The organism is Mycobacterium sp. 852014-52144_SCH5372336, assembly GCF_001665615.1.
Lineage (GTDB): Bacteria > Actinomycetota > Actinomycetes > Mycobacteriales > Mycobacteriaceae > Mycobacterium > Mycobacterium neumannii_A.
Genome location: NZ_LZSW01000006.1, coordinates 45,915 through 70,355, shown reverse-complemented (window position 1 = coordinate 70,355; position 24,441 = coordinate 45,915). Strand labels below are relative to the sequence as shown.

The 24,441-nt window shown below is 65.1% G+C and carries 24 protein-coding genes; 8 read left to right on the top strand and 16 right to left on the bottom strand.

The features are described from left to right. Positions 1 to 131: 131 nt before the first annotated feature. The 9 genes from A5759_RS01145 to A5759_RS01105 form a co-directional block, all read right to left on the bottom strand. Positions 132 to 941 carry an SDR family oxidoreductase gene (locus A5759_RS01145; RefSeq protein ID WP_068192939.1) on the bottom strand — a complete coding sequence of 270 codons (810 nt, stop codon included), beginning with the start codon at positions 939 to 941 and terminating at the stop codon, positions 132 to 134. A gap of 80 nt (positions 942 to 1,021) precedes the next feature. Then, positions 1,022 to 1,816: an MOSC domain-containing protein gene (locus A5759_RS01140; protein ID WP_231984496.1), complete on the bottom strand. Its 795-nt coding sequence runs from the start codon at positions 1,814 to 1,816 to the stop codon at positions 1,022 to 1,024. Positions 1,817 to 1,833: 17 nt separating this feature from the next. Beyond that, positions 1,834 to 2,190, bottom strand: a complete 357-nt coding sequence (locus A5759_RS01135; RefSeq protein WP_068192825.1) for an STAS domain-containing protein — start codon at positions 2,188 to 2,190, stop codon at positions 1,834 to 1,836. Further along, complete coding sequence (locus A5759_RS01130) at positions 2,187 to 3,272, bottom strand: B12-binding domain-containing protein (RefSeq protein WP_068192822.1); 1,086 nt, start codon at positions 3,270 to 3,272, stop codon at positions 2,187 to 2,189. Before A5759_RS01130 ends, A5759_RS01135 begins: the two co-directional genes overlap by 4 nt. Continuing rightward, a complete protein-coding gene (locus A5759_RS01125) occupies positions 3,269 to 4,927 on the bottom strand; it encodes a PP2C family protein-serine/threonine phosphatase (RefSeq protein ID WP_068192819.1) in 1,659 nt (552 codons plus the stop codon). The genes A5759_RS01130 and A5759_RS01125 overlap by 4 nt, the downstream gene beginning before the upstream one ends. 152 nt (positions 4,928 to 5,079) lie before the next feature. Next, positions 5,080 to 6,240, bottom strand: coding sequence for an NDMA-dependent alcohol dehydrogenase (locus tag A5759_RS01120; protein WP_068192816.1), 1,161 nt, complete (start codon positions 6,238 to 6,240; stop codon positions 5,080 to 5,082). Further along, complete coding sequence (locus tag A5759_RS01115) at positions 6,241 to 7,695, bottom strand: aldehyde dehydrogenase family protein (RefSeq protein WP_068192936.1); 1,455 nt, start codon at positions 7,693 to 7,695, stop codon at positions 6,241 to 6,243. A gap of 28 nt (positions 7,696 to 7,723) precedes the next feature. Further along, a complete protein-coding gene (locus tag A5759_RS01110) occupies positions 7,724 to 8,512 on the bottom strand; it encodes an SDR family oxidoreductase (protein WP_156616762.1) in 789 nt (262 codons plus the stop codon). 121 nt (positions 8,513 to 8,633) lie between these two features. After that, entirely contained in the window at positions 8,634 to 9,266 is a 633-nt protein-coding gene (locus A5759_RS01105) for a TetR/AcrR family transcriptional regulator (protein WP_068192810.1), read from the bottom strand. A gap of 39 nt (positions 9,267 to 9,305) precedes the next feature. Here A5759_RS01105 and A5759_RS01100 point away from each other — a divergent pair, with 39 nt between their 5' ends. Beyond that, positions 9,306 to 10,457: an ABC transporter substrate-binding protein gene (locus A5759_RS01100; RefSeq protein WP_068192807.1), complete on the top strand. Its 1,152-nt coding sequence runs from the start codon at positions 9,306 to 9,308 to the stop codon at positions 10,455 to 10,457. 39 nt (positions 10,458 to 10,496) lie between these two features. On the opposite strand, the gene A5759_RS01095 is transcribed toward A5759_RS01100, so the two are convergent. Next, positions 10,497 to 11,585 carry a dihydrodipicolinate synthase gene (locus tag A5759_RS01095; RefSeq protein ID WP_068192804.1) on the bottom strand — a complete coding sequence of 363 codons (1,089 nt, stop codon included), beginning with the start codon at positions 11,583 to 11,585 and terminating at the stop codon, positions 10,497 to 10,499. 125 nt (positions 11,586 to 11,710) lie between these two features. Between A5759_RS01095 and A5759_RS01090 the strand changes: the two genes are divergently transcribed. Together A5759_RS01090 and A5759_RS01085 are read left to right on the top strand one after the other, a co-directional pair. Then, the gene (locus A5759_RS01090; protein ID WP_068192801.1) at positions 11,711 to 12,949 is read left to right on the top strand and encodes a cytochrome P450; all 1,239 of its coding nucleotides are present in this window, start codon (positions 11,711 to 11,713) and stop codon (positions 12,947 to 12,949) included. 12 nt (positions 12,950 to 12,961) lie between these two features. Then, positions 12,962 to 14,014, top strand: a complete 1,053-nt coding sequence (locus tag A5759_RS01085) for a dihydrodipicolinate reductase (RefSeq protein WP_068192798.1) — start codon at positions 12,962 to 12,964, stop codon at positions 14,012 to 14,014. Positions 14,015 to 14,028: 14 nt separating this feature from the next. Here A5759_RS01085 and A5759_RS01080 read toward each other — a convergent pair whose 3' ends face one another. Beyond that, positions 14,029 to 15,114 (bottom strand): dihydrodipicolinate reductase, encoded by a 1,086-nt coding sequence (locus A5759_RS01080; protein WP_068192796.1) that lies wholly within the window; start codon positions 15,112 to 15,114, stop codon positions 14,029 to 14,031. Between the two features lie 97 nt (positions 15,115 to 15,211). On the opposite strand from A5759_RS01080, the gene A5759_RS01075 reads away from it, so the two are divergent. After that, on the top strand, positions 15,212 to 16,054 hold the full coding sequence (locus A5759_RS01075; protein ID WP_068192793.1) for an SDR family oxidoreductase: 843 nt from the start codon (positions 15,212 to 15,214) through the stop codon (positions 16,052 to 16,054). Positions 16,055 to 16,062: 8 nt separating this feature from the next. On the opposite strand, the gene A5759_RS01070 is transcribed toward A5759_RS01075, so the two are convergent. The 4 genes from A5759_RS01070 to A5759_RS01060 are packed head-to-tail and all read right to left on the bottom strand — an operon-like array spanning position 16,063 to position 18,470. Continuing rightward, positions 16,063 to 16,866: an SDR family NAD(P)-dependent oxidoreductase gene (locus A5759_RS01070; protein ID WP_068192790.1), complete on the bottom strand. Its 804-nt coding sequence runs from the start codon at positions 16,864 to 16,866 to the stop codon at positions 16,063 to 16,065. Positions 16,867 to 16,879: 13 nt separating this feature from the next. Beyond that, entirely contained in the window at positions 16,880 to 17,638 is a 759-nt protein-coding gene (locus A5759_RS01065) for an SDR family oxidoreductase (protein ID WP_068192788.1), read from the bottom strand. Continuing rightward, positions 17,635 to 17,829 carry a bacterioferritin-associated ferredoxin gene (locus A5759_RS25435; RefSeq protein ID WP_082961901.1) on the bottom strand — a complete coding sequence of 65 codons (195 nt, stop codon included), beginning with the start codon at positions 17,827 to 17,829 and terminating at the stop codon, positions 17,635 to 17,637. The genes A5759_RS01065 and A5759_RS25435 overlap by 4 nt, the downstream gene beginning before the upstream one ends. Next, positions 17,829 to 18,470, bottom strand: a complete 642-nt coding sequence (locus A5759_RS01060; RefSeq protein ID WP_068192785.1) for a hypothetical protein — start codon at positions 18,468 to 18,470, stop codon at positions 17,829 to 17,831. The genes A5759_RS25435 and A5759_RS01060 overlap by 1 nt, the downstream gene beginning before the upstream one ends. Positions 18,471 to 18,657: 187 nt before the next feature. Here A5759_RS01060 and A5759_RS01055 point away from each other — a divergent pair, with 187 nt between their 5' ends. The 3 genes from A5759_RS01055 (at position 18,658) to A5759_RS01045 (ending at position 22,089) form a co-directional block, all read left to right on the top strand. After that, positions 18,658 to 19,854 (top strand): cytochrome P450, encoded by a 1,197-nt coding sequence (locus A5759_RS01055; protein ID WP_068192933.1) that lies wholly within the window; start codon positions 18,658 to 18,660, stop codon positions 19,852 to 19,854. A gap of 1 nt (position 19,855) precedes the next feature. Further along, positions 19,856 to 20,920, top strand: coding sequence for a spirocyclase AveC family protein (locus A5759_RS01050; protein ID WP_068192782.1), 1,065 nt, complete (start codon positions 19,856 to 19,858; stop codon positions 20,918 to 20,920). 71 nt (positions 20,921 to 20,991) lie between these two features. Next, entirely contained in the window at positions 20,992 to 22,089 is a 1,098-nt protein-coding gene (locus A5759_RS01045; RefSeq protein ID WP_197505914.1) for a dihydrodipicolinate reductase, read from the top strand. A 27-nt stretch (positions 22,090 to 22,116) separates the two neighbouring features. Here A5759_RS01045 and A5759_RS01040 read toward each other — a convergent pair whose 3' ends face one another. Then, positions 22,117 to 23,727, bottom strand: coding sequence for a class I adenylate-forming enzyme family protein (locus A5759_RS01040; protein ID WP_068192778.1), 1,611 nt, complete (start codon positions 23,725 to 23,727; stop codon positions 22,117 to 22,119). Between the two features lie 136 nt (positions 23,728 to 23,863). Here A5759_RS01040 and A5759_RS01035 point away from each other — a divergent pair, with 136 nt between their 5' ends. Next, positions 23,864 to 24,394, top strand: a complete 531-nt coding sequence (locus A5759_RS01035; RefSeq protein ID WP_082961905.1) for a nuclear transport factor 2 family protein — start codon at positions 23,864 to 23,866, stop codon at positions 24,392 to 24,394. Positions 24,395 to 24,441 lie beyond the last annotated feature (47 nt).

Genomic DNA, 24,441 nt, shown 5'->3' with positions numbered 1-24,441 from the left:
GCACGAGCAGCGAAAGGCCGACAATGACCGCGAGCCAGTCCTCATTCATGCGCGGACCGTACGTCGGCCGCCGCGTAGGGGACATCCGTTGCGATCAGCCCGATTTGAACCTCAACAGATGCCGGTGGGCGTCAGGATCGTGACAGCTTCTTGTTCGCGTAACGGGTCAGCCAACCCGGCGAGAACCGGGAGGCGATGGTCATCACCTTGGTCTGCTTTCCGACGGGGAAGTGCACCTGGTGCATGGCGCGCCGCAGCCGCGACGGTTCGATGGCCTCGAGGATCGCGTCGGCGATGTCCTGTGCGGTCAGCCGGATGCCGAGCGAGTCCGTCGTTCCGGTCTTGACGTCCTGGGTCATCGCCGTCTGCACATATAGGGGCCACATCGCGATGACCCGGATGCCGTAGTGGTTCCACTCGATGTCGAGCGCCTCGGTGATCCCGCGGACGAAGAACTTCGTGGCGCTGTAGTTGGCCAGCTCGGCCTGACCGTAGATCGCCGACGCGGAGGACAGGTTCACCACGACCGAGTTCGGGGTCTTACGCAGGAAGGGGAACGCCGCATAAAGACCGTTGACCACACCCTTGGCGTTGATGTCGATCTCCTTGTGGTGGCCGGCGATGTCCATTTCCTCGAAGCGACCGGCGCGCAGGATCCCCGCGTTGTTGATCATCACGTCGAGCCGGTCGCCGGCGGCCTCGGCGAACTCCCGCACCCGCGCGGCCATCTCGTCGGGGTCGGTGACGTCGAGGTGGCCGGTGTGCACGACACCGCCCAGCTGCTCGATGTCGTCGGCCAGCGACTTGAGCCCGACTTCGTCGATGTCGTAGCCGCCGACGACGAATCCGTTGCGGGCGAACGTCAGCGCCGTGGCTCGCCCGATACCGGCGCCGGCCCCGGTGATGAAAACGGTCTTACCTGAGGGGGAGGGTCTCGTCATCACCTCTTCATACCCGCTTCCGCGACCCTGACATCAGGACGGTGGTGACAAGCCAAGGTGAGCGCTCGCCGCATAAGGAGCTATTCGACGCGCACCTTGTCGCCGGTACTGACGGTGCCGACGGCGACCACCTCGGCGTAGACCCCCGCACACGGCGCCTTACCGAAGCCCGGCACCTCGACGCGATTGTGGTCCAGCAGGTACCGCACGGCATCCGGAAGTCGTTCGGTCGCACCATGTCGCAGTGTCGGAACGGCGCAGCGTGGGGTGGGCAGGGTGACGCGTAGCGTGGCCTCACCGAGCTCGATTTGGGCTCCCACCCATTCGTTCTCGACGAAGGGCTCGGACCCGACGTCGATGACGACGTTGGGTCGGTACCGCAGCGCCTCAGCCGCGCCCACGCCGATCGCGTCGAGCGTGGCAGTGGTGATCAGATGCACCGGCGAGTGGTCGACGAACGCGCCGCCGGGTGCACCCTGCCCGAGTTCGAGCAGCACCGGATCGAACTCGGCGTCGATGCCGTGTGCGAGCACCTCCAGCGGGTCGGACCGCTCGAGAACCACGCCGGCAGCCCGCTCGTCGGCGACATGCACTGTGCGCCCGAGCAGGTCGGACAGCGGCTCGGCCGCCTCGGTGACCGGCATACTTCGCCCGTCGGGCAGGGTAACCGTGACGCTTCCGTCCTCGCCGGTCGTCGACGCGCACTGCAACAGGGTGCTCCATCGCCGCGGGTGCTTGGCGGTGGCGACACGTCCGGTCTCCTCGTCGATGAGGGCGTACCGGCGGTCGCCGTCGACGCCCAGCGGCCCGATCCGGACCCGGTCGCGTACCTCTCCGAGCATCGATTTCACGGGGTAGCGCTGTAGCGCGGACACCCGACCGACCATGTCGCTCAACCGATCTCGATTTCGTCCGGACGTGGGGAAGCGGTGGCCTCACCCGACGTCAGATGTTCGAGCAGGCCGGTGATCTCGAGGACGCGGTCGAGCTGTCGTGGCCGGTTGTCGAGGTGCAGCAGGACACCGGAGCGTGCTACCTCCCGGTGGATCACCAGCAGCGCCGACAGCCCGGTGGAATCCAGGAACGCCAGCTCGGTGAAGTCGAGGTGCAGATCTTTCACGCCGGTGTTGGTGGTGAGGAGCTCGGAGACGGCATCGACCAGGGGAGCGGTGTGTCCGTAGTCGAGGTCGCCGGCGACGTGGATGCGTGCCGAGGGAGTCGTGACGTCAGACTTCAAGGTGAGTTTCATGCGATCGATGTGGTGTCGGGGGCCAGGGCGGTGCGCGCAGCGGCCAGGTGGCGCTGAGCTCGGGGAAAGTCTTGCAGCTGAGCGGACAGCAGCTCCAGTGCGGGGATCAGCGAAGCCGCGGGTACGTCACGGGAACTGAGCACCTCGGCCGTCCACATGATGAACCCGGTGAACAACTCGTGGTCGTCGATGTAGAGGGCGGTCGCGAGGAAGTCGACGATGTGCGCGATGTCCTCGGTGGTGTGTTCGCGTTGCGCCTCGCTGTAGTCCCGCATCGCGGGGAAGCGGTTCTCCAACTCGGCGACGGTGGACTTGACCAGTTGCGGTTTGGCGGTGCTGACCATCGAATACTCCTGGTCGGCCAGGTGCGGTAGCTGCTCCGCCGCCTGCCGGTTCGGGGTGAGGCGTAGTCGACCGATGTCGGCGCGCAGGCATTGCGCGGCGGCCCGGGCATCCGGGGCCCACGCGTCGGCACCGAGAAGCCGTGCGTAGCGGCCGTCGGGGCCGAACGCGGCGCCGCCGACGAGCACCGAGACGCCCGCCGCCTGGCACGCCGTGATCGCGGCGTGCGCGGTGGGCAGGCGGGTCGGGATCGAGCACGACAGCGCGACCGCGTCGGGCGCGTGCTGATGCAGATGCGCGATCAGGTGCGGCGTCGGCACCTGGGCGCCGAGAAAGTCCACCCGCCAGCCGCGCAGGCGCAGAACTTCCGCGAGCAGCCGGGCGGGTAGCGCGTGCCATTCCCCGTCCACGCAGGCCACGGTGACCCGCCCGGCCTCGTCGGTGGATCCGCCGGAGGGGTGCTGCGACAGAGCCGCGATGACGCGGTCGTTGATCGCGGTGGCCGCGTGCTCCTGGGCGACGGTGATCCGGTTGGCCGCCCATTCCGCGCCGACCCTGCGTTGGACGGGCGCGATCACCTCGAGTAGCGCATCCTCGGGCGTCAGTCCTGCGTCCACCGCCGCGAAGAGGACTGCAACCGCGGCCTGTTCGTCACCGTCGAGCGCCGCCTTCCACAGTCGCTCGCGCACCGCTGCGGGATCGGTCGCGGCTGTTCCCGCGCCGATGTCCGGTCTGCTCACGCTATATACCTGCCTGCAGTGTGGCCGTCGACCGCACTGAGATGTGTCCGGCGCGGCGCCGTGATGGCCACGACGGCCATGTCGTCGTGTTCCCGATCGGTTACCCACTGCGAGGCAAGCATCATCATCCGCTCGACAACCGCTTCGGCGGGCAGCGCCGCGCATTGCGCCAACGCACCGATCAGGCGTTCCTCGCCGAAGGCCTCCTGGCCGAGTGGGCCGCCCCGGGCTTCGGACAGGCCGTCGGTGTAGAGCAGGCACGTCTCGCCGGGGGCGAGCGAGACCTCGGTCGAGCGCGCTTTGAACTGCGGCAGCGCGCCGACCAACATGCCGCGGGTGTCCGTCTGCTCCACCGTCCCGTCGTTCCGCACGATCAGCGGGGGTGGGTGCCCGGCGCAGGTCAGCCGCAGCTTCAACTGACCGTCGCGGTGCGCGACGGAGGCGAGCACCACCGTGGCGAAACGGCTGTTGTCGGGGGTCAACAGCGCACTGTTGAGGAGTTTGAGCACCGCTTCGTGCTGATCGGCCAGTGGCGCGAGCGCTTGCAGCGTGTTGCGGATCTTGCCGCTGAGTACAGCGGCCTCCAGGCCCTTGCCGCAGACGTCACCGAGAACGACAAGGGTTTCGCCGTCGGCGTCCACGGCGGGATGGACGTCGTAGAAGTCGCCGCCGACCAGCTCGTGGTCTGCCGACGCGCGGTAGCCGCCTGCGAGCTCGAAATCCCCGTTCGGTGTCAACGGAGGGGGCAGCAGTTCGCGCATCAGGGTGCGGGTGATCGCCGACTGTTCGGCATACAACCGCGCCGCGGAGAGCGCCGCACCCGCACGTGATGCGAACAGCCGCGCGAACCGTTCCTCGTTCTCGCTGAATGCCGTGTGCGAGTCGCGGCGCAACAACACGAGTGCGCCTGCCGGAACACCGTGGCCGGGCAGCGGTGTGATCAGGACCGACCCGACCTGCCCGACGAAGTGCGATGGAATCAACCATGCGGGCACCGACGCGGGGTCGATCCAGCGCGACGGGACCGGCGGGAACCCGCGAAGGGCCTCGCGCAGGCCCGACACCTCGGCGGGGTCGGCCTCGACGCTGCGGTGTTCTGCGGCACCGTCGGCTCCGCTGCAGACGACAGGCATCCGCTCACCCCTGACAGGTGCGACGACCACCGCGGCGTCCGCCAGATGACGCTCCGCCATCTGCGCGGTCGCCTCCATGCAGCGTTCGAAATTCAGCGATGCCATCAGAACCGCAGAGACGTCGTCGAGCAGCGCGGCGCGCCCGCGTTCCCTGGCGAGCTCCTCGTGCGCGTCCTGCAGAGTCCGGTGGGTGTCTTCGACCAGCCACCACGCGACCTCGCCGCCGGCCAGCGCCGACGGGCGTGCCTCGAAATCGCGCCCTGTGAGCTCCCCGATGGCCGACGCCTGCGCGACGTCGGCCGACGCGTCTCGCAGAAATCGGTCATGGGCGCACGTCAACCACGGCGGTGCCGTGTCCGCGAACCCGACCCCGACCTCGGCATCTGGCAAGAGGGAGCGCGCAGAGTCGCTCAGTCCCCGTATGACACCGTCGCGGTCGACCATGACCACGGGGTGAGGAACGGACTGCCAGCCGGCTGCTTCGCCGGGCGCCTCAGTTCTCACGGTCCTGTCGCTGGTCATCGGTCACCGTGGAAAGCCACGTCGGAAATGGAAACCATCACACCCCTGCACTCACGCACATTCACTGTGAGGCGTGGGCTCAGCCCCTGAATGAAACCGACTCTACCCTGCATGGCTGCGAGTCGTTCCGAAACGCCGTCGCGGCCCGCGTGCTAAAAGGCGATGACCCCGCGGATGTTGCTTCCGGATCTCAGATCCTTCATCGCCTCGTTGATGTCGTCCAGCTTGTACTTCTGCGTTATCAGTTCGTCGAGCTTGAGGGTGCCCGCCTCGTACATCGACAGCAGTCTCGGCATGGCTTCGCGGGGGTTCATCTCGCCGTAGAGGACCCCTTTGAGGGTCTTACAGGAACTCACCATGTCGGGCAGGCTCAGCGGGACCATCAAGTCGCTGACTTTCGCCATGCCGGTGAGGACGCAGGTGCCGCCCTTGCGCAACAGCATCAGCGCCACCATCACGAGGTCGGCCGGCACAACTCCCGGCGTCAGTACGACGCGGTCGGCCATGACGCCCCAGGTGATCTCCTTGACCAGTTCCAGAGCGGAAACGGCGTCGACGGCGGTGTGAGTGGCGCCGAAGGTGGGAGCGATCTCGCGTTTGAACTCGTTGGGGTCGACGGCGACGATGTGCTTGGCGCCGGCGACCTTCGCGCCCTGCACGGCGTTCATACCGATGCCGCCCACACCCACCACCACGACGGTGTCGCCGGGTTCGGTTCCTGCCGCCACCGAGCCGGAACCGAAACCGGTTGTGACGCCGCAGGATACGAGTGAGGCCGCTTCCAACGGTACCCAGTCGTTGATCTTGACCAGCGAGCGTTCGGACGCCACCACGTACTCGGAGAAGGTGCCGACCTGCATCATTGCCATCAGGTCCTCGTCGCCGAGGTGGCGCCTGCACGTGCCGTCGGTGGTCATGGCCTTGCTGTAGATGTCGGCGCCGACGTCGCACAGATAGGTGTGCCCGGTCACGCACCAGCGGCAGGTGCCACATGAGGGGAAGAACGAGACCGCCACGTGGTCACCGGGTTTGAGCGTCTTCACCTCAGGACCGACGTCTTCGACGATGCCGGCTCCCTCGTGCCCGCCGAGCATCGGGAACCATTCGGGCACCGGCACGCCGGAGGCCCGCATCAGTTCTTCCATCTCTGGACTGGGCACGCTGTCGCCGGTGTAGAAGTGTTCGTCGGAATGGCAGATCCCGGCGTAGGCCATCTTGACCAGAACCTCGCCGGCGCGGGGCGGGTCCAGTTCGATGTCGGTGACTTCCCAATCGATGCCCACGCCGCGCAACACGGCCGCACGTGATTTCATCTACGCCTCCTTCGGCCAGCCGACAGTCTTGGTTTCGGTGAAGATTTCGAGGCCTTCGATGCCGCACTGCCGTCCGATGCCGGATTGCTTGTAGCCGCCGAAAGGGGCGTCTGCGCCATACCAGAGGCCGCCGTTGATTCCGAGGGTTCCCGTGCGGATCCGGCTCGCGACCGACTTTGCCCGGTCCAGATCGTTGGCGAACACCACACCAGACAAGCCGTAGATGGAGTCGTTGGCGATGCGCACCGCATCGTCGTCGTCGTCGAATCCGATGACCGACAGCACCGGGCCGAAGATCTCCTCCTGGGCGATCGTCATCCGGTTGTCGACGTCGGCGAAAACCGTTGGCTCGACGAAGAAACCCTTCTCGAGGTGCGAAGGAACGTTGCCGCCGGTGACGACCCTTGCCCCTTCCTGCTTACCCTTGGCGATATAGCCCATCACCCGGTCCTGCTGGCGCTTCGAAACCTGAGGGCCTTGCAGCACGGAGGGGTCGGTCGGGTCACCGTACTTGTTCTTCTCCATGGCGACCTTGACGATCTCGACCGCCTCGGCGTAGCGACTGTTGGGCACCAGCAACCGCGTCGGCATGGCGCAGCCTTGTCCGGCATGCATGGATATGAACGCGCTGCCGCCGACCGATGCACTGATGTCGCCGTCGTCGTCGAGCACCAGATACACCGACTTGCCGCCGAGTTCGAGGAACGTCGGTTTGACGGTGTCGGCGGCGGCCTTCATGATGCGTCGGCCGGTCGCCGTCGATCCGGTGAAGGCCACCATGTCGACGAGGGGAGAGGTCGAGAGCACCTCGCCGACCAGATGATCCGACGAGGTGACGATATTGATCACCCCAGGCGGAATGTCGGTCTGCTCGGCGATGATCCGGCCGATGCGGGTGGCGTTCCACGGCGTATCGGGAGCGGGCTTGAGCACCATCGTGTTGCCCATGGCGAGAATCGGCCCGATCTTGTTGAGGATGATCTCGAGCGGAAAGTTCCACGGCGTGACGACGCCGACGACTCCGACGGGTTCCTTCCACACCTCACGGGCGGCGAGGATGCCCATGCCGAACGCATCCTTGTCGGGAAGCGTTCGCTTCCAAGGGAACTGGCTGATCATATCGGCCGGCCACCCCAGGGCTTCTTTGAGTGGCACGTCGAGCTGTGGTCCGAACGTGCTCAGCAGCGGGCAGCCGGCCTCCGCGATGAGTTCGCTGCGGATCTCCTCGCGCTCGGCCTCGAGCGCCGCCTGCAGTTGACGCAGTCCGGCGGCACGGGCCTGTCCGTCTCGCGACCAGTCGGTGTGGTCGAACGCGTGGCGGGCGGCCGCCACCGCTCGTTCCATGTCGGCGCGGGTGCCGTCGGCGGTGCCGCCGAGGACCTCCTCGGTCGCGGGGTTGATGTTGTCGAACTGCCGGCCTGTTTCTGATTCGACGAGCTTGCCGTCGATGAGCATGCGCGATTCGTGTGTCACCGAGTGTCCTTCACCACTGTCGAAGTTCGGCCACCGCGCCCGACGGTCTGGGAGCCAATGTCAGGTATGGGATGAAACTGCTTTTTCCGCAACGAAGTACGTTGTGCACGACGTCAACGAGGTGATCGGCCTCCACAAGACCGCCCTGCATCTCGCCGCGATCCATCCACAACCGGATCGCCTTCTCCATTGCTTCGGGATCCCAGGTCTTGTTGAACTCGGTCTGCGAATCGCCTTCGCCGCCGAAGCAGTCGCCGACCGCCAGGCGGGTGAAGCCGATGTTGGGGTGTTCGATCCGCCAGGCCTCGACCAATTTGTCCAGCGCTGCCTTTGATACCGCGTAGGCCCCCAGGAGGGGCCATGGGGCTGAGTAGGAGGCGCTGAGCGACGAAAGGTAGACCGCCGAACCGGCGTTGGCGGCCAGGTGAGGTGCAGCCGCCGCGGTGATGAGTGAGGCGCCGGTGACGTTGGTGGCGAAGAGATTTGCCCACTGCTCGGCCGTCACCTCGGTCAGCGGGGCGAGAACACCGACGCCGGTCGTGTAGACCAGCGCGTCGAGACCGCCGAATTCTTCGACGACGGCTGTCATGGCGCGTTGACAGGCATCCGCGTCCGTGACGTCACACGCGACGGCCACCGCACCGCTGCCCGCCTCCTTGGCGGCGTTCTCCAGGCGGTCACGACGCCGAGCGAGGAACGCAACCCTGACGCCCTTCTTCGCGAGGCCCATACCGATGCACCGGCCCAGACCCGCAGACGCTCCGACTACGGCGACTCGCAGTGGCGGCGCGTCTGGCATCAGGTCTCCTTCAGACATGGGCGAAGCCACATTATCAGTTCGGTAGAAGAACAATAATCAAAAATGGAAACGCTCATTTCCATACGGTAAGCCATCATCCCGAGTCGCGAATCAACCACCACTACCGCCTGACCACTTTGCGCGGCTCCGTCGCGAAGCTGAGCAGAAGCCGGTCGAGAATCCGTGCCGCACGACTGCGTGCTCGGCCGGGGCTCTTGGCGTGCGCCACCAGAAGCGCGCCCTCCTCGAGCGATGCGACGAGCATGTGCGTGAGCTCGGCGACGGGCAGATCGTCGATGCTGCCTTCGGCGATGGCGTTGTGCACCATCTCGTTGATCAACGCGATGCTGTTGTCCTCCTGGATCGCGCGAAGTGTCCGCCAGCCCAAGACGACAGGCCCGTCGACCAACATGATGCGCTGCACTTCGGGTTCGAGTGCCGACTCGAGAAAGCCGTGAAGGCCTGCGCAGAGTCGCTCCCACGAGTCCGCGCCGCGCGGCGGGGAGGACAGCGAACGCAATGTGAGGTCTCGCTCGACCTCCTCGAACACCGCGCGGAACAGTTCGGCCTTGTCCTTGAAGTGGTGATAGAAAGCGCCGCGGGTGCCGACGCCAGAAGTCGTGACCAAGTCGCCGATGCTGGTGTTGAAGTAGCCCTTCTCCACGAACAGGACGCGACCGGCGTCGACGAGGTGGCGACGGGTTTGATCTCCGCGAGCGCGTCGTTCGGATTCCGTGCCACCACGCTTGGCCATAGGGGCATCCTAGCGACATTCATTGTGTATGTTGCGGGGATGGCAGAGGAACGGGCCCGCGCATACGGTTCGGTGGCCCCGCTGAAAGTCGGCCTGCTCAACGACTATCCGACCAGGTCCAGCACCGAGGACGACACGCTGGACACGTTGCGGCTGGTGTTCGAGGAAGCGGGGTCCGCCGGGCTTGTCGACCGGCCGATCGAGGTGGTGCGGCGCGACGTCATCGGCCTGCCCAATGGCACATACCACGCCGTCGAACGCGGTTACGACGAGCTGGTCGCCGAAGGCTGCCTGGTGATCTTCGGTCCGTACGTCTCCGATAACGCGGTGCCGCTGTCCGCGCACGCCGCCCGCGTTGCCAAGGTTCCGAATCTCATCCTGTCGGGATCGGAGGAGGCGCTGGGGGAGTGGACGTTCGCGCTCAACAACGGATCGATGCCCGAGGAGCCGGTCATGCTCGCCGCGGTGATGCTCGGCGATGGAAGGTCGCGTATCGCCATCGCGTATGAGGCCTCTCTAATCGGCAAGGAGTATCTGGCGTTCGCCGAGAAGGCGTATTCCGCAGCGGGATTGAAGGTCGTCGCCACGGTGGCCATCCCTCAGGTCGAAGCGGACAAGACGGCGGTGGTCGCCGAACTCCGAGCCACCCGTCCCGATGCGCTTGTTCACGTCGGATTCGGCCACGGGTTGTGGGGCTTCTCGGACGCCCTGGAGAGTGCCGGCTGGGATCCGCCGCGCTACACCACGACGGCGTTCGAGATGGCGCACATCAACGCCGAGTGGATGCATCACCTGCGCGGCTGGATCGGTCTCGATAGCTACGACGAGCGCAACCGTGTCGGTCAGGCGTTCCTGGACCGGTTCGAGGCACGCTACGGCCGCCGACCGGCACACTCGATGCCGGGACTGTGCCACGACATCGCGACCGTGATCGCCCGGGGTCTGGCGGCGGCGAGGCCGCTGACCGGTGAAGGGGTCAAACACGGAATCGAGCAGGTGAAGCTCGTGCCGTCGGCGAGTGGAGCCCCAGGGACGTTCCTCCGGTTCGGCCGTTACATCAGGCAGGGTTGGCTGGGCTCCGACTACCTGATCGCGCGGCGAGTGCTACCGGATGGAAGCCGACACGTGTTCCACGCGGCGCCGAGCGACAACATCTCACGCGCGGTCGGTTCGGACACCCGCCGAAACTGAGCTTTTGTAGCAAAATCGAGCGGAACTTCGTGTATTTCTTCAGTTTCGGCGCCGGCTCCCCAGCTGGATCGCGCCGAACACCGGCGCCGTGACGATCCCCGGCGGCTGGGCCCTCACGTAAGGGATCGCCCTGACTGCGCCCATCGCGATCATCAGATGCCCCGGTTGCGCGTGCTGCCCGTTGGGCACCTTGCCGTCCCAGCCGACGTCGAGCGCGAGCTCGAAACTCGGTTCGCCCTTGATGACGGCGCGGATCAGCGGCGCCTTCTCGCCTGGCGCGAGCGGTTCGAGTCCCCACTGCGGCAGATCACGGGTAAGCACCCATTCCTCGTGGATCGCCAACAGCGGGCGGCCTGCCCAGTGCCCGACCCATGAGAACCGTTGACCGACAACCGTTCCCGCCTCGATAGTGCCTGCCGGCACCTCGAGGTCGTGCGGAAGCGTCGTGGCATCGACGGAAACCTCGACGTGCGACAGTGTGACGCCGAGAACGTCGGCGGTGGCGTTGAGCGCCTGACGGTAGGCCATGTCGAGCTTCTGGATGATCGGCGAGTCGACGCTGACGTCTTCGGGCGGTCTACCCATACCCATGAGATCGACGAGCATCGGTCGGCTGTCGACCGCCGAGACGTCGGTCGCTTCGTAAAGGTCGATTCGATCGATCGACTTGCTCAGTCCCGTCACGGTCGCCACCAGGCGTTCGAACATGAACCCCGGATTCTCTCCCGCGGCGTGGAAGCGGGACTGTCCAGCGCGACATGCTTTGACGAATGCCTCCTCGGTCTCGGCGCCGTAGGTGGGCAGGTGGTTGTAGGACGTCGTCGTGATGACGTCGGTGCCCGCCGCGAGCAGTCGGCAGATGTCGTCGGCGTTGGTGTCGACGGCATGGGCCTTGCTGGCGGTGTGGATGACGACGTCAGCACCGAGTCCGAAGATCTCGTCTTTGTCGGTGGTGGCGAGCACGCCCGTGGTCGGCGGGAGGCCGCACAGTGCGCCGGCGTCCTGTCCAGCCTTCGCCGGGTCGTACACCAGCACGCCGGCCAATTGAAAATCAGGGTTCTCGATCAGTTCGGCCAGTGCAGCGCGACCGACGGCGCCCGTGGCCCATTGGACGACTCGAGTTACCAATCGAACGCTCCCGGTGTGCTTTTCGCTGAGACTATGGCTTGACTTCGGCCAAACGTACATGATGGAGGTCCGCAACCACCAGGGTGTATGTTGAGAGCGGCCGATCCGCAGTGAGGAGTCGTCGCATGTTCGAGCCGGCGAGCGTCGAGGATCTCGAGCAGAGCATTCGAGACGCTCAGGACAAATTCAGTGCCGGGATGGGCGCGGACGGTGACGCCACCCCGTACCCCCTCCTCAAGGAGCTGCGGGCACAGGCGCCGGTGCATGCGGGGTGGCCCGAGATGGGCATGATCGGCAATTCGGGAGACGGCCCGTCGACCTTCACGGCGTACACGTTCGACACCGTCAAGGCGATCTTCACCGACAACATCACCTTCAGCACGCGCTGCTACGAAGACGTCGTGCGGCCACTGCAGGGTCCCACCATCCTCGAGATGCAGGAGCCAGAACACGCGGTCTATCGCAAGTTGCACGAGTTCGCGTTCGCTCGCTCGTCGATGAAGCGGTGGGACACCGAACTGGTCGGTCCACTCGTCGACCAGACCATCGCGAAGATCAAGGCCGCCAAGCGGGCCGACCTGGTTGACGCAGTGTTCATGCCGATTCCGGTACGTGTGATCGCTGCCCTATTGGGTCTGCCCGATTCCGATGTGCTGCATTTCCACCGACTCGCGATCGACCTGCTGGGCTTCCGCGCCGACATGGACCGCGCGATGCGGGCGTCGGCGACGATGAAGGAGTACTTCGTCGGGATTCTGGCCGAGAAGCGGAAAGCGCCCACGGACGACATGGTGTCGATCCTCGCGGGTGCGGAGATCAACGGCGTCAAGATGTCCGACGAACAGATCTACGGTTTCATGCGCAACCTACTGCCCGCGGGCGCCGAAACCACGTCACGCTCGACCGCCAGCCTGGCCTACGCATTGCTCACCCATCCCGACCAGCTCGATGCGGTTCGCGCCGACCGTAGCCTGCTGCCGCAGGCCATCGAGGAAGGCATTCGCTGGGAAACCCCGCTGCTCAATTTCATGCGCGAGGTCACCTGCGACACCGAGATCGGCGGGGTTCACGTACCAAGGGGCGCGACGATGATGCTCAGTCTCGGCAGCGCGAACCACGACGAAACGCGGTGGACCGAACCGGAGAAGTTCGACATCTTCCGGGAACGCAAGCCGCACATCGGGTTCGCGCACGGAGCCCACGTCTGCCTGGGCATGCATCTGGCTCGGCTCGAGACCACGAAAATCTTCAACGCCTTGTTCGACGAATTGCCCGGCTTGCGGCTCGATCCCGACGCGCCGGCGCCCTACATCACCGGAACGATGTTCCGGTCGCCCCCTCGCCTCGACGTCGTGTGGAATTGAGGGAGCACCCGTATGACGCGAGTGATTCAATGGGCGACCGGCGTCACCGGAATGATGGCGCTTCGCCACATCCTCGGCCGGCCGGATCTCTCTGTCGTCGGTGTTCGGGTCTACGATCCGGCGAAAGCCGGTGTCGACGCGGGCACGTTGTGCGGTGCCGGTGAGGCCGGAGTGGTCACCAGCGACGACCGCGACGCCCTCATCGCCACCGATGCTGACGTCGTGCTCTACATGGGCAAGGTCGAGACCAACACCCCGGGCTGCTTCGCCGATGTCTGTGACCTGCTCGCTTCGGGTAAGAATGTTGTCGCCACGGGTAGCAGGTTCGTCCATCCGCGGTCACTGCACGAATCGCTGGCCGACGACATCGAAAATGCCTGCGAGGCAGGGAAATCATCATTCCTCGGGGTGGGCCTGTACCCGGGCTTCTTCGGCGAGTCGATCGCGCCTCTACTGTCGCGGCTCACACAGCAGACGAACCGGATCAGCGTCCGCGAGGTGCTCAATTACTCCACCTACGCCAGTCACGACTTGATCTTCAATGCCATGGGTTTCGGGCACGCACCCGACGACACCACCCCACTGCTCGCCAACACCGAGTATGCGGCGAGCGCTTGGATCGGTAGTGCGACGGTTCTTGCTCAGGCGCTCGGACTGCGAATCCGCGCGGTCGATGGCTTCCGTGAGGTCGTGACGACGCCGCGCGCGTTGACCGTCGCCGCGGGCGAGATCCCCTCGGGCACCGTCGGTGCGATGCGGTTCGGCGTGGTCGTCGACTGCGGCGAGACCACCCTATCGGTCGAGCATCTCACCCGCATGGCTGATGATCTGGCCCCGCACTGGCCGAACGAGACCGGATACGATCTCGCGTTCGAAGGCGAGCCGAACATGCGAATACACCTCGAAATCGGTTCTCCCGGTGAAGACCACGCCGAACAGGGGTGCTTGGCCACCGCGATGCATGCGATCAACGCCATACCCACGGTCGTCGCGGCTGAGCCGGGGCTTTATGACCTGTCGGACATCGCGCCGTTCGTCGCGCATTGGACGAACCGCAGGGGCTAGCTGGGCCAGCGACGTCAGGGCTTGTTTCCGAATCCTGTGTAGCTACGGATGAGGGGCAGGTCCGCCATCGTCGCGAATCCTGCGGGGGCCGCGCAGACCGCCGGGATGGCGTTGACGACCTGCATCGCCACCGTGATGAGACCGGCGCGGACGTGCTCGGAGATCGATGCCTCGCGCGAGAAGCTGGCCAGCGGAAAGAAGTGCGTACGCATGGACGGGTCACCCTCGATGGTCAGTGTCCAGCCATCGAGCGGTTGCGGCCAGTGGTCGGGATATTCACCGCCGACGGTCCAGAGCGTTTCGAATTCGATCAGCGGCTCACCGCGGCGATGACCGATGAAATTCCAGCGCTGTCCGGCCGTGCTGCCCTGCCGCACCACGTGATCGAAGACATGGAGGTCCTTGGTCGCCGGCACCGTTTCCAGGGACACCGAGACGCCGTCGATGTCGGCATTCAAGCTGTCGGAGATGAACCAGGTCTGCTCGACGAACAGCTTCGTCAGAAAACTCAGGTAACTGTTGGCGGTGGGGGTCACCTCATCAACCGGTCGGCCGAACCACATTCCATCGAAAGTGATTTCGGTGCTCTCCCACAGCGTCCAATCAGCTCTCTCCTGCAGGGTCAGGCGCTCGATTGTGCGGCTCATGCCCGACAGCGCCAGCGGCAGCACACCCGACAGATTGCCCGGGTTGAGGCCACTGCCGTGGATGGTGCTGTTGCCCTTCTCGCACGCCGCCAGAAGCTTGTCCCTGTCGGCCTCGGGAATGCGCCGAGGATGGAACAGAAATGACGGCGTTGCCACGTTCTTGCCGCTCTCGAGCAGCGCACAGACATCGTCGAGATCGGTGAAAGACGGCGCGTACAACACGAGGTCGGCGTCCAGCGCGAGGATGGCGGCGACATCGGTGGTGGCGGTCACGCCGATGGGAGCTCTGTTGACGAGCGTCCCGATGTCGACCCCGTTCTTGGCGTCGGAATACACGCGGGCTCCGACCAACTCGAGGTCGGGGCGGTGATCGAGGATGGTGGTGATCATCTCGGAGCCGACGGAGCCGGTGGCCCACTGAATGATGCGCAATGGGCGGCTGCCGGCGGTCATGGGGCGGCCCCCTTCGAAACCGTCACGGTGCGACAGTACACCGGTGATAACGTAGGTTCTCACAATCGGTAAATGAAATTCTCGACAGGAGCGTGCCATGGACGATGTGCTGAGGTACCGGGGCAAGTCGGTGGTCGTGACGGGTGCGGCGTCGGGCATGGGCCAGGCGACCGCGCAAATCCTCGTCGAGCTTGGTGCGACGGTCACCGCCCTGGACATCAAACCCACGACCGTTTCCGTCGCCCGCGCGCTACAGATCGATCTGCGCGACCCGAAGAGCATCGAAGAGGTCGCGGCGTCCATCGATGGTCCCGTCGACGGGCTCTTCAGCTGTGCGGGGCTGCCCGGCCCCCCGTTCAGCGAATGGGACACGATTCTGGTCAACTTCGTCGGGGCGCGTCACTTGGCCGAGCAGCTCGTTCCGAAGATGTCCAAAGGATCGGCCATCAGCGTCATTTCGTCGTCGGCCGCGATCGGCTGGCAGGACCACATCAAGGTCATCACCGGGCTGCTCGAGACCAAAGGGTTCGATGCTGCCGTCGATTGGCTGAGGGCGAACGAGAAGAAGTGGTCCTGGAGCGGTTACGCCTACTCGAAGTACATCATCGACGCCTGGGTGGGCTGGTGGTATCCCGAGCTCGGTCGCCGCGGTATCCGGATCAACTGCATCAACCCAGGCCCGACCGAAACGGCGATGATGCCGGCCTTCCAGGACTTGATGGGTAAGGACACCGTCGATCAGGCCATCGGGCCGATCGGACGGTATTCGACTGCCGAGGAACAAGCCTGGCCGCTGGTCTGTCTCGGCAGCCCGCGGTTCAGTTATGTCGGCGGTGAGGTGCTGTGGACCGACGGCGGTTGGAACGGCGCCATGACGATGGGCCGGCACCAGGCGCAGTGGGCCGACACGGCCGCCGCAGAGATGTCGAGGAACAGCTGATCGGTCCGTCAGACGAAGTCCGAGCCGCCGTCGACGTTCAGCGTGGCTCCCGTGACGTAGCCGTTCCGTCGTGATGCAAGATACGCAATGGCTGAGGCGATCTCCTCGGGAAGCCCGGCCCGGCCGATGTCACACGGGTGCCCGTAGGTCCGCTCCACCCATGTCATCACATCATGCGGGTCCGCGGAGTCCAGTCCTTCGGCGGCCAGCACGTCCTTGAGGATCTCGGTGAAGCTCGCGGTCACGATGGTGCCCGGGCATACGCAGTTGACGAGGATGCCTTCGGGCCCAAGGCTCTTCGATAGATTCTTGGTGAAGCTCGACAGTGCCGCCTTCGTCGCGGTATAGGCGACGAGCCGCGGGCTCTGACGCTGGATCGAGTGTGCGGACAGGGTGACGATGCGTGCCCACTCGGCGGCGCGCAGCAGTGGCAGCGCCACGCGTACCGACCGGACTGCCGCCATGGTGCCCAGGTCGAAGGCGGCATACCAGTCGTCGTCATCGAGTTCGTCGAAGGTGCCGGCACCCGGCCCGACCGTGTGAACCAACGCATTGAGCCGGCCCCAGGCTTCGCTGACTGCGGCGTACCCGGCCGCGATTGACTCGGCGTCGGCCATGTCGACGCTCAGTGCGAGCACCTCAGGCGCCCCGGCGTCGCGGATCCGCTCGGTCGCCGCGTCGAGGCCCTGTCGTCCGCGCGCCATGATCGCCACCGACGCTCCTTCGGCGCCCAGCGTTTCGGCGATCGCCAGTCCCATCCCCTTACTGCCGCCGGTGACGACTGCGGTCGCCCCTTCGAAGCCCAAATCCATTGACGGAGCCCTTCTATCGGCCTGTGCTCAGGCGGGGGGCCAGATGCACGATGTCGCTCACGACCGTGGGGTTGGCGCGAGACATGGCGATCAACGACAGCATGGCGTTGGCTACGTCATTGACGCCGGACATTTTCGCCGGAATCTGACCCTCCTGTGCCCAGGCCCGGTACAGATCGGCCAGTAAGTCGCGGTCCGCCCCGCGGAGGATCTCAGTGCCCTCCGTCGGGCCGACGCTGACACGGATGACGGCCAGTTCCGGATGCTCGGCCCGCCATGATCGCAGGATTTCGTCCAGAGCGGCCTTGCTCGCATGGTAGGCGGCGACGCCCGCGCGTGGCCTACCGACATCATGGCTCGACGCGACGAGCACAACCGCGTCGTCGGTGAGGTGGGGGAGGGCCGCACGCAGCGCATGCGACGCGCCTACCGCGTTGACGGCGTAGGCGTGTAGCCACGTCGTGACGTCGGTCTCCTCGATCAACGCGAATGGCACTACAGCGCTGGTGAATACCACCGCATCGAGCTGACCGAACATCATGGCCACCTCGTCGACGACCCGCTCGATGGCGCGTGGATCGGAGACGTCGAGCTCGTGTGCGGAACCGTCGAGTTGCTCCGCGAGTCCGGACAGGAGCTCGACCCGTCTGGCCGCGAGCGCGACTCGGGCGCCCCTGGTGTGAGCCGCGCGCGCGAGTGCGTGGCCGATACCCGACGATGCGCCGATCACGAGCATCCGCGCGCCCTCGATATTGGAGTGTCGATCGCTCATGCCGTGCTTCTCCTACCTGATTCCGTGCCCGCTTCCGCGGATTTGATGATCGAGCGGATCGTTCGTCGGCACCTACCGCAGTCCGATCCGGTGCCGCACGCGTCGGACACCTGCCGCGACGTCTTGGCGCCTGAGGCGACGGCATCTGAGACCGCCTCGATCGTTATGCCGAGACACAGGCAGACGTACATCAGTGCAGATCCGTCCCGGCCGTCTCGGCCAGTCGCATCGCGTGGACGAACCGCCCGACGAAGACGGGCGGATACGCGCCGACGCCGGCGGATGTCAGCCACTCAGAAGCGATGTCGGAATTCGCGACCCACTGCAGCGCGGTACGAGCCGTCGCAAGCTGATGGAGAAAGAGCACTTCGCGAGGGGTGTCGAAGGCGCGGTACACGAGTGTCCGGCGAATTCCTGAGCGGGCGAATTCGGCGAGTGATTCGCGCACGCGAGCCATGAAGACCTCGACGTTCTGGATCCGGGTGACGGCGGCAACCAACACCTCGGTACCCGGCGCGGGTGGTTCGCCGAGGTCGAAGCGCTCGACGACTTCGCCTGCGAAGACGGCGGGAAGATCCTCGATGCCGACCGCGTCGAACCAGTCGAAGAAATACGGCGAACGGAGGAGGTCGAGCAGCGGCCGTTCGGTTCGGATACCGATGACGACCAGGACCTTCCCAGGTTCGACCACCGACTCGTACACGAACGCGTATCGGGCACCGAGATCGCGAAGACTTTCCTCGTGCTGCGCGAGTACCGGTCCCACGCGCTCGGATTCGGCGATGCGGAACTCGACGGCGAAGATGAAGCTGCGAACGGCGGCTGGAGCCATTCCCGCCTCCTTCGATTCCGTTTCTACCTAGGTGCACCCGACCTTTCTGCGATGCGAGAATCCATATTCTCATACGTGAGTGGGTCGCGGTAGACGGCCGTGACATTGGCGAACCTGGGCACGTATCTGGAGGGTGGCCGGTGAGAAATCCACCGTGACGGTCTTCGATAACGCCTATTCTCGCGGTGTGACCTACAGGGTGAAGGTTGAGCCGTACTACGACCCGTTCGACTTCGACATCGACGACGATCCTTACCCCGTGTGGAAGAGGCTGCGCAACGAAGCGCCGCTCTACCGCAACGACAAGTACGGTTTCTACGCGCTGAGCAGGCACACCGACGTCGCCCGCGAGCTGGCCAACTGGGAGGTTTACCGCTCGGGTAAGGGCACCACCATCGACATCATTCTCAACGGCGTCGAGGTACCGCCGGGCATCATTCTGTTCGAGGACCCCCCGATCCACGACTTCCACCGTCGTCTGTTGTCGGGTGTGTTCACGCCACGGCGCATGGCTGCCATCGAACCGCTGGCGCGAGAGTTCTGCCGGCACGCATTGGAACCGCTGGAGAACGCCGAGACCTTCGACTTCATCGCCGACCTCGGAGCATGGATGCCGATGCGAACCATCGGATACCTGTTGGGCATACCGGAGGACAGGCAGATCGCCATCCGCCAGAACACCGACCGGCTTCTCGAACTCAAAGACGGCGAACTGGTCGATGTGGCCGACGACATGCTGACGCGACAAGGTTCGATGCTCGAGGAGTTCATCGATTGGCGTTACGACCACCCATCAGATGATCTGATGACCGAACTGGTCAACGCCGAGATCGAGGAACGCGACGGTAGCCGCAGGCGATTGACCCGCGGAGAGGTGTTGACCTATACCGGCACCCTCGTCGGCGCGGGAAACGAAACGACAACGCGGCTGATCGGCTTTGCCGGACAACTGCTCTCGGATCATCCGGACCAACGCCGCGAACTGGCGGCGGATTTCAGTCTCATCCCCGCGGCGATCGAGGAGGTGCTGCGCTACGAGGCACCGTCGCCTGTACAGGCGCGACACGTAGCTCATGATGTTGAATTCTATGGCCAGACGGTCGCCGAGGGCTCGGTGATGCTGCTGATCAACGGATCGGCGAATCGGGACGAGCGGCAGTACCCGGACGCAGACGGTTTCGACATCCACCGGCGGGCCACTCATTTGTCATTCGGCCGCGGAATCCACTTCTGCCTTGGCGCCGCGCTCGCGCGGATGCAAGCGCGCGTCGCGCTCGAGGAGGTTCTGAGCCGATGGCCGGAATGGGAAGTCGATTACGCGGCGGCCAAACGCGCTCACACCACCAGCGTCAGAGGGTGGGCCACGCTTCCGGTGGTGGTCTGAGGTGACCAATACCGTTGACCGCACGCCGAACTCCGCTCACGGAGAACCGGCCGAGGCCCGTATCTCGCCGTGGCCTGCCAGGATCGGGTGGTCGCTGTTCTTCATCGCCTACCTCACCTTCGCCATCGTGACGGTCGCGAACATTCAGACAGGTCTGCACGGGGACCCGAAGAGAGCGAACCCGAATCCCGGCCCCGATCCGTATCCGCCGTTTCTCGGCTTCGACAACTGGCCGCTGGCCGTATCCATCAGCTCGATCCCGTTGGCGATCGGCCTGATCGCCGTCCTGACGTGGTTGTCGTGGCGGCAACGGAAGGTGCACTGGGCGGTCATCATTGCGTTCGCCGGTCTGATCACCGGGGCGTTGGACCCATTGGCGAACTGGGCGACGTTCGCGATATTCGATCCGCGCATGTTGCACTTCCCGCTGTCCTGGCCGTACGTGAACATCTCACCGAACCTTGAACCGGCGCTGGCGTTCCTGGGGGGCTACGCCGCTTACTACCTGCTGAACGGCTTGGGCTTCTTGAAGCTGCACGACAGCCTCTTGGATTCGCTGATGCGTCGCGCCGGCTGGTTGGCGCCCCGCAGGCTGCTTCGGGTGTTCATCGGTGCGACGATCATCGCCATCCCGATCAATGGGCTCATCCAGTTCACCTGGATGAGAGCCGGAATCTTCTACTACACAGAGGCCGTCGGGCCGGTACTGCACATCGGACATATCCACTTTCCCGTGATCATGGCGGTGTACGACGCCCCGATCTTCGCCATGGTCGCCGTGATGTGCGTGCGGGACGAGAGTGGCGAACTGGTGTTGATCAATCGACTCGCGCGCTGGTTGCCCGCGAGGCGGGGACGCCCAAAGGTGACGCTGACTCGGCAGTTGGTGATATCTGTGACTGTGGGCCTGGTGTCGTTCGCTGTGCCGCTGGCCGTGTTGTCCGGGCTGAGGGAGGCAGGTCTGTCGCGACCCTCCTTCGGTCAGAACCCGTATCCGGATGTGAACCTGTACGACCCATACGGTCATCTCGAGAAAGCCGGCAAGCCGGGACCGTTCTACCGCTGACATGGTCCATCCCAGGTCAGTCCCACGATAACGAGAACTGTTGCCCCGCAGGGGTGAGGAGGGAGACAACCATGACCGACTTCTCCGGCCGTCGCTATCGAGTTGTCCACGTCGGCACCGGGTTGACCGGTAGGGAGGCGTTGCGCGCCGTCATCGGGGACCCCTCGCTCGATCTCGTCGGGGTGAAGGTGTCGACACCGGAAAAGGCCGGGATGGACGCAGGCGAACTGTGCGGGGCACCGTCGGTCGGAGTACGTGCGACCGATGACCTCTCGGCCGTTCTCGCGCTGCAACCCGACTGCGTGACCTATTGCGCGACCGCCGTTCGACGCGAAGAAGAGGTGATTTCCGACATCGCCACGTACCTCGACGCCGGGGTCAATGTGGTCACGTTCTCGCTGATCCCGATGATCTATCCCCGAGCCGCTCCCGCGCCATGGCGGGAAGCCCTGGAAAAGGCGGCCGCTCAGGGTAATTCAACGTTCTATGCCACCGGCAGCGAACCGGGGTTCATCAGCCTGAACATCCCCACAGCGCTGCTGGCCGGAGCGGGGCGGGTCGACTCGTACCGGATGGACGAATACGCGGTCGACCTCGACAAGTCATACCCGATATGGGACGTCCTGCATGAGTCGATGGGATTCGGTAAGCCCGACGGCCATGTGCCGGTGAGGATCGCGTCGGGGAAGGTCAACAAGGACTGGGGCACGGTGGTGACCTACATCGCCGACATCCTCGGATTCGAACTCGATGGAATAGAACTGGATTGGGAGACGCTGCTCGCGCCGGCCGACCTCCCGACCGCACTCGGTGCCATCCCCGAGGGGACGATCTGTGCGCATCGGTGGCAGCTCGCCGGCATCGTGGGCGGTCGCCCCGCCGTCGCGGTTCAGTATTTCGCGACGGTCAGTAGCACGCCGTGGCCCGATCGTTGGCCCAAACCGGCGCGTGAAGGCCAAGGTGGAATGGTCTTCCGCGTCAACGGCAATCCCAACATGAACCTCGAACTGCACCTGGAGCAGTCGCACGACGACCGAGTGAATCCCGGTGTCGCGGCCACGGCGTTCGCGGCGGTGAACGCCATCCCGAGCGTGGTCAAAGCCCCACCTGGCGTGATCACCAGCCCCCTGTCTGGGCCGTCGGTCGTCACCCGGCAGTCCAGCGCTTAGCTGCTTGACCGCTGACGCCTGCCGCGCTCACCTCCCTGACAAGCGATCACTGAGCCGCTTTGCGAGGTCCGACTTCTTGACCTTTCCCGTGGCAGTGAACGGCAGCGACTCTTTGTCTGTCACCCAAATGAACTTCGGAACTTTATATGCCGAAAGGCGACTGCGGATGTCTGCCCGCAAAGCCTCGGCATCCAGCTGCGCGTCGCCGCGCGGAACCACCGCCGCGGCCACGATCGTTCCGTTGTGGCCATCCTCGGCGCCGACGACGTATGCCTCGAGAACGCCGTCACAATCGGACAGGGCCGATTCCACTTCTCCCGGAGTGACGTTGGTTCCGCCGCTCGTTTTGATCAGGTCGCCCAACCGCCCGGTGAACTTGATCCAGCCGTCGTCGTACTGGACTCCACAGTCACCCGTGCGGTAGTAGCCGTCCGGAGTGAACACGTCCTCGCGCTCACGCTTGTACAGCCGCTGCATCAACGAGTAACCGCGTACCCAGATTTCACCATCACGACCCGGGGGCACGGGCTCTCCCGTCGCGGGATCGACGAGAACATGCGTCAACCCTTCGATCGAGTATCCGCCCGTCACCGAGCGATCGGCTGGCTGCGGTGGATACGGGTCGACGCCGATGTGGTTACCGCACAGTTCGGTCATCCCCAGCGCATTTGGGCCCTCAGGGCGTCGTTCGGGGGGCACCATGGCGGGCATGCTGGTCCGCTGCACCGAGCTGAGGTCGCGCCGCGCGAAGTCAGGGTGTTCGGCCAGCGATTTCCCTTGCTGCGGCCAACCCAGCGTGATGGTCGCGCGATGACGCTCGATCAACTCCAGCGCGTCAGCGGCGTCGAACGCCGGTTGGGTGACAAGGGTCGCGCCGTGGTGGATCACCGCGTGGATGCCGGTGATCAGACCGCCGACCCAGAAGAACGGCATCGCCGTGAACATCACCGTGGTGTTGGTGACGCCGTAGTCGAAGGTCAGGTTGTAGGTGTGGCGCACCAACGTGCCGTGCGTGTGCACAGGGCCTTTCGGATCTCCGGTGCTGCCCGAGGTGTAGATGATCATCGCGTCGTCGGCCGGCGTCACGCACGACTCGACCTCTCCTAGGAAGTCGTCGTCATATCTCCCAGCGGTGCTGACCGGTAGCGCCGTCGCCCACGGGCGGTCGCAGCGTCCCCACACCGCGATCGTGCGTAGAAACGGCGCGTTCGACACGGCCAGCCTGCCGGGACTGCCCTGGTCGGCGAGGCCGGGCAGCGCCTCCTCGAGGCGGTCGAGGAAACTGTGGTGCCGGAAGCTCGAGAGGGCGAGGATCGCGCGTAGATCGGCATGACGGGCGGTCCACGCCAGCTCAGACGATTTGTAGAACGTATTGAGCGGCACCGCGACCGCGCCGATACGGGTGGTCGCGAACCAGGCGATCGCCCACTCGACGCTGTTGGGCATCAGGATGCCGACGTGGTCGCCCTTTCCGAAGCCTTCGTCGAGCAGCGCCATCGCCAACCGCGCGGACTGCTGGTCCAGGTCGGTGTAGGTCAGCGTGTGACCATCCGAGATGAGAAACGGCTTGTCTCCGAACTGCGCCGCAGACGACCTGACAAGGGCGGGAATCGTTGGCGTGAGTGTCGGGAAGGGCACGAGGTGAAGTCCTTAGCAATCCTGCGCTCGAACGGGCTAGCCTCAACAGGATAGCCATCCTCACCCAAAACGAGAATATTGGTTCTCGCTGTTTAGTCCACGGGATTAGACTCCAGCCATGTCGATGTCCGACCGGGTGGATCGGCTCGAGTCCAGCATCGAGATCGCCCAACTGCCCAGTCGCTACGCCATGGCGCTCGATGCGCGAGATCTCGATGCGCTGGTGGGGTTGTTCGTCGATGACGTTGCCGCCGGGACGGAAGGCATCGGCAGGGCGGCCCTGAAACGGTGGTACGACGAGGTGCTGCGCAGGTTCTATCGAAGCATCCACCTGATCTGCGGACATATGGTCGATTTCATTGATGCCGACCACGCGACCGGGTCGACCTACTGTCGGGCCGAGCACGAGGACGGTGACGGCTGGTACGTGATCACGATGCGATACGACGATGTCTACGAGCGTCGCGACGGTGCCTGGTACTTCGTCAGGCGGCGCGAACATCCCTGGTACTCCGTCGACGTGACCGAGCGGCCCGGACCGGAATTCATCCGGTGGCCCGCTGACGTACCGCTCCGCGCACAGATGCCACACCGGATGCCGACTTGGCGCGCATTCTGGGACAGCGGTGACCCGACGCTTCCCGAGCGCCTGTCCCGGCGGCCGTAGCGCTCATGGAGGCCCCACGATAGTGTGATTCTCAAATCTGAAAATGT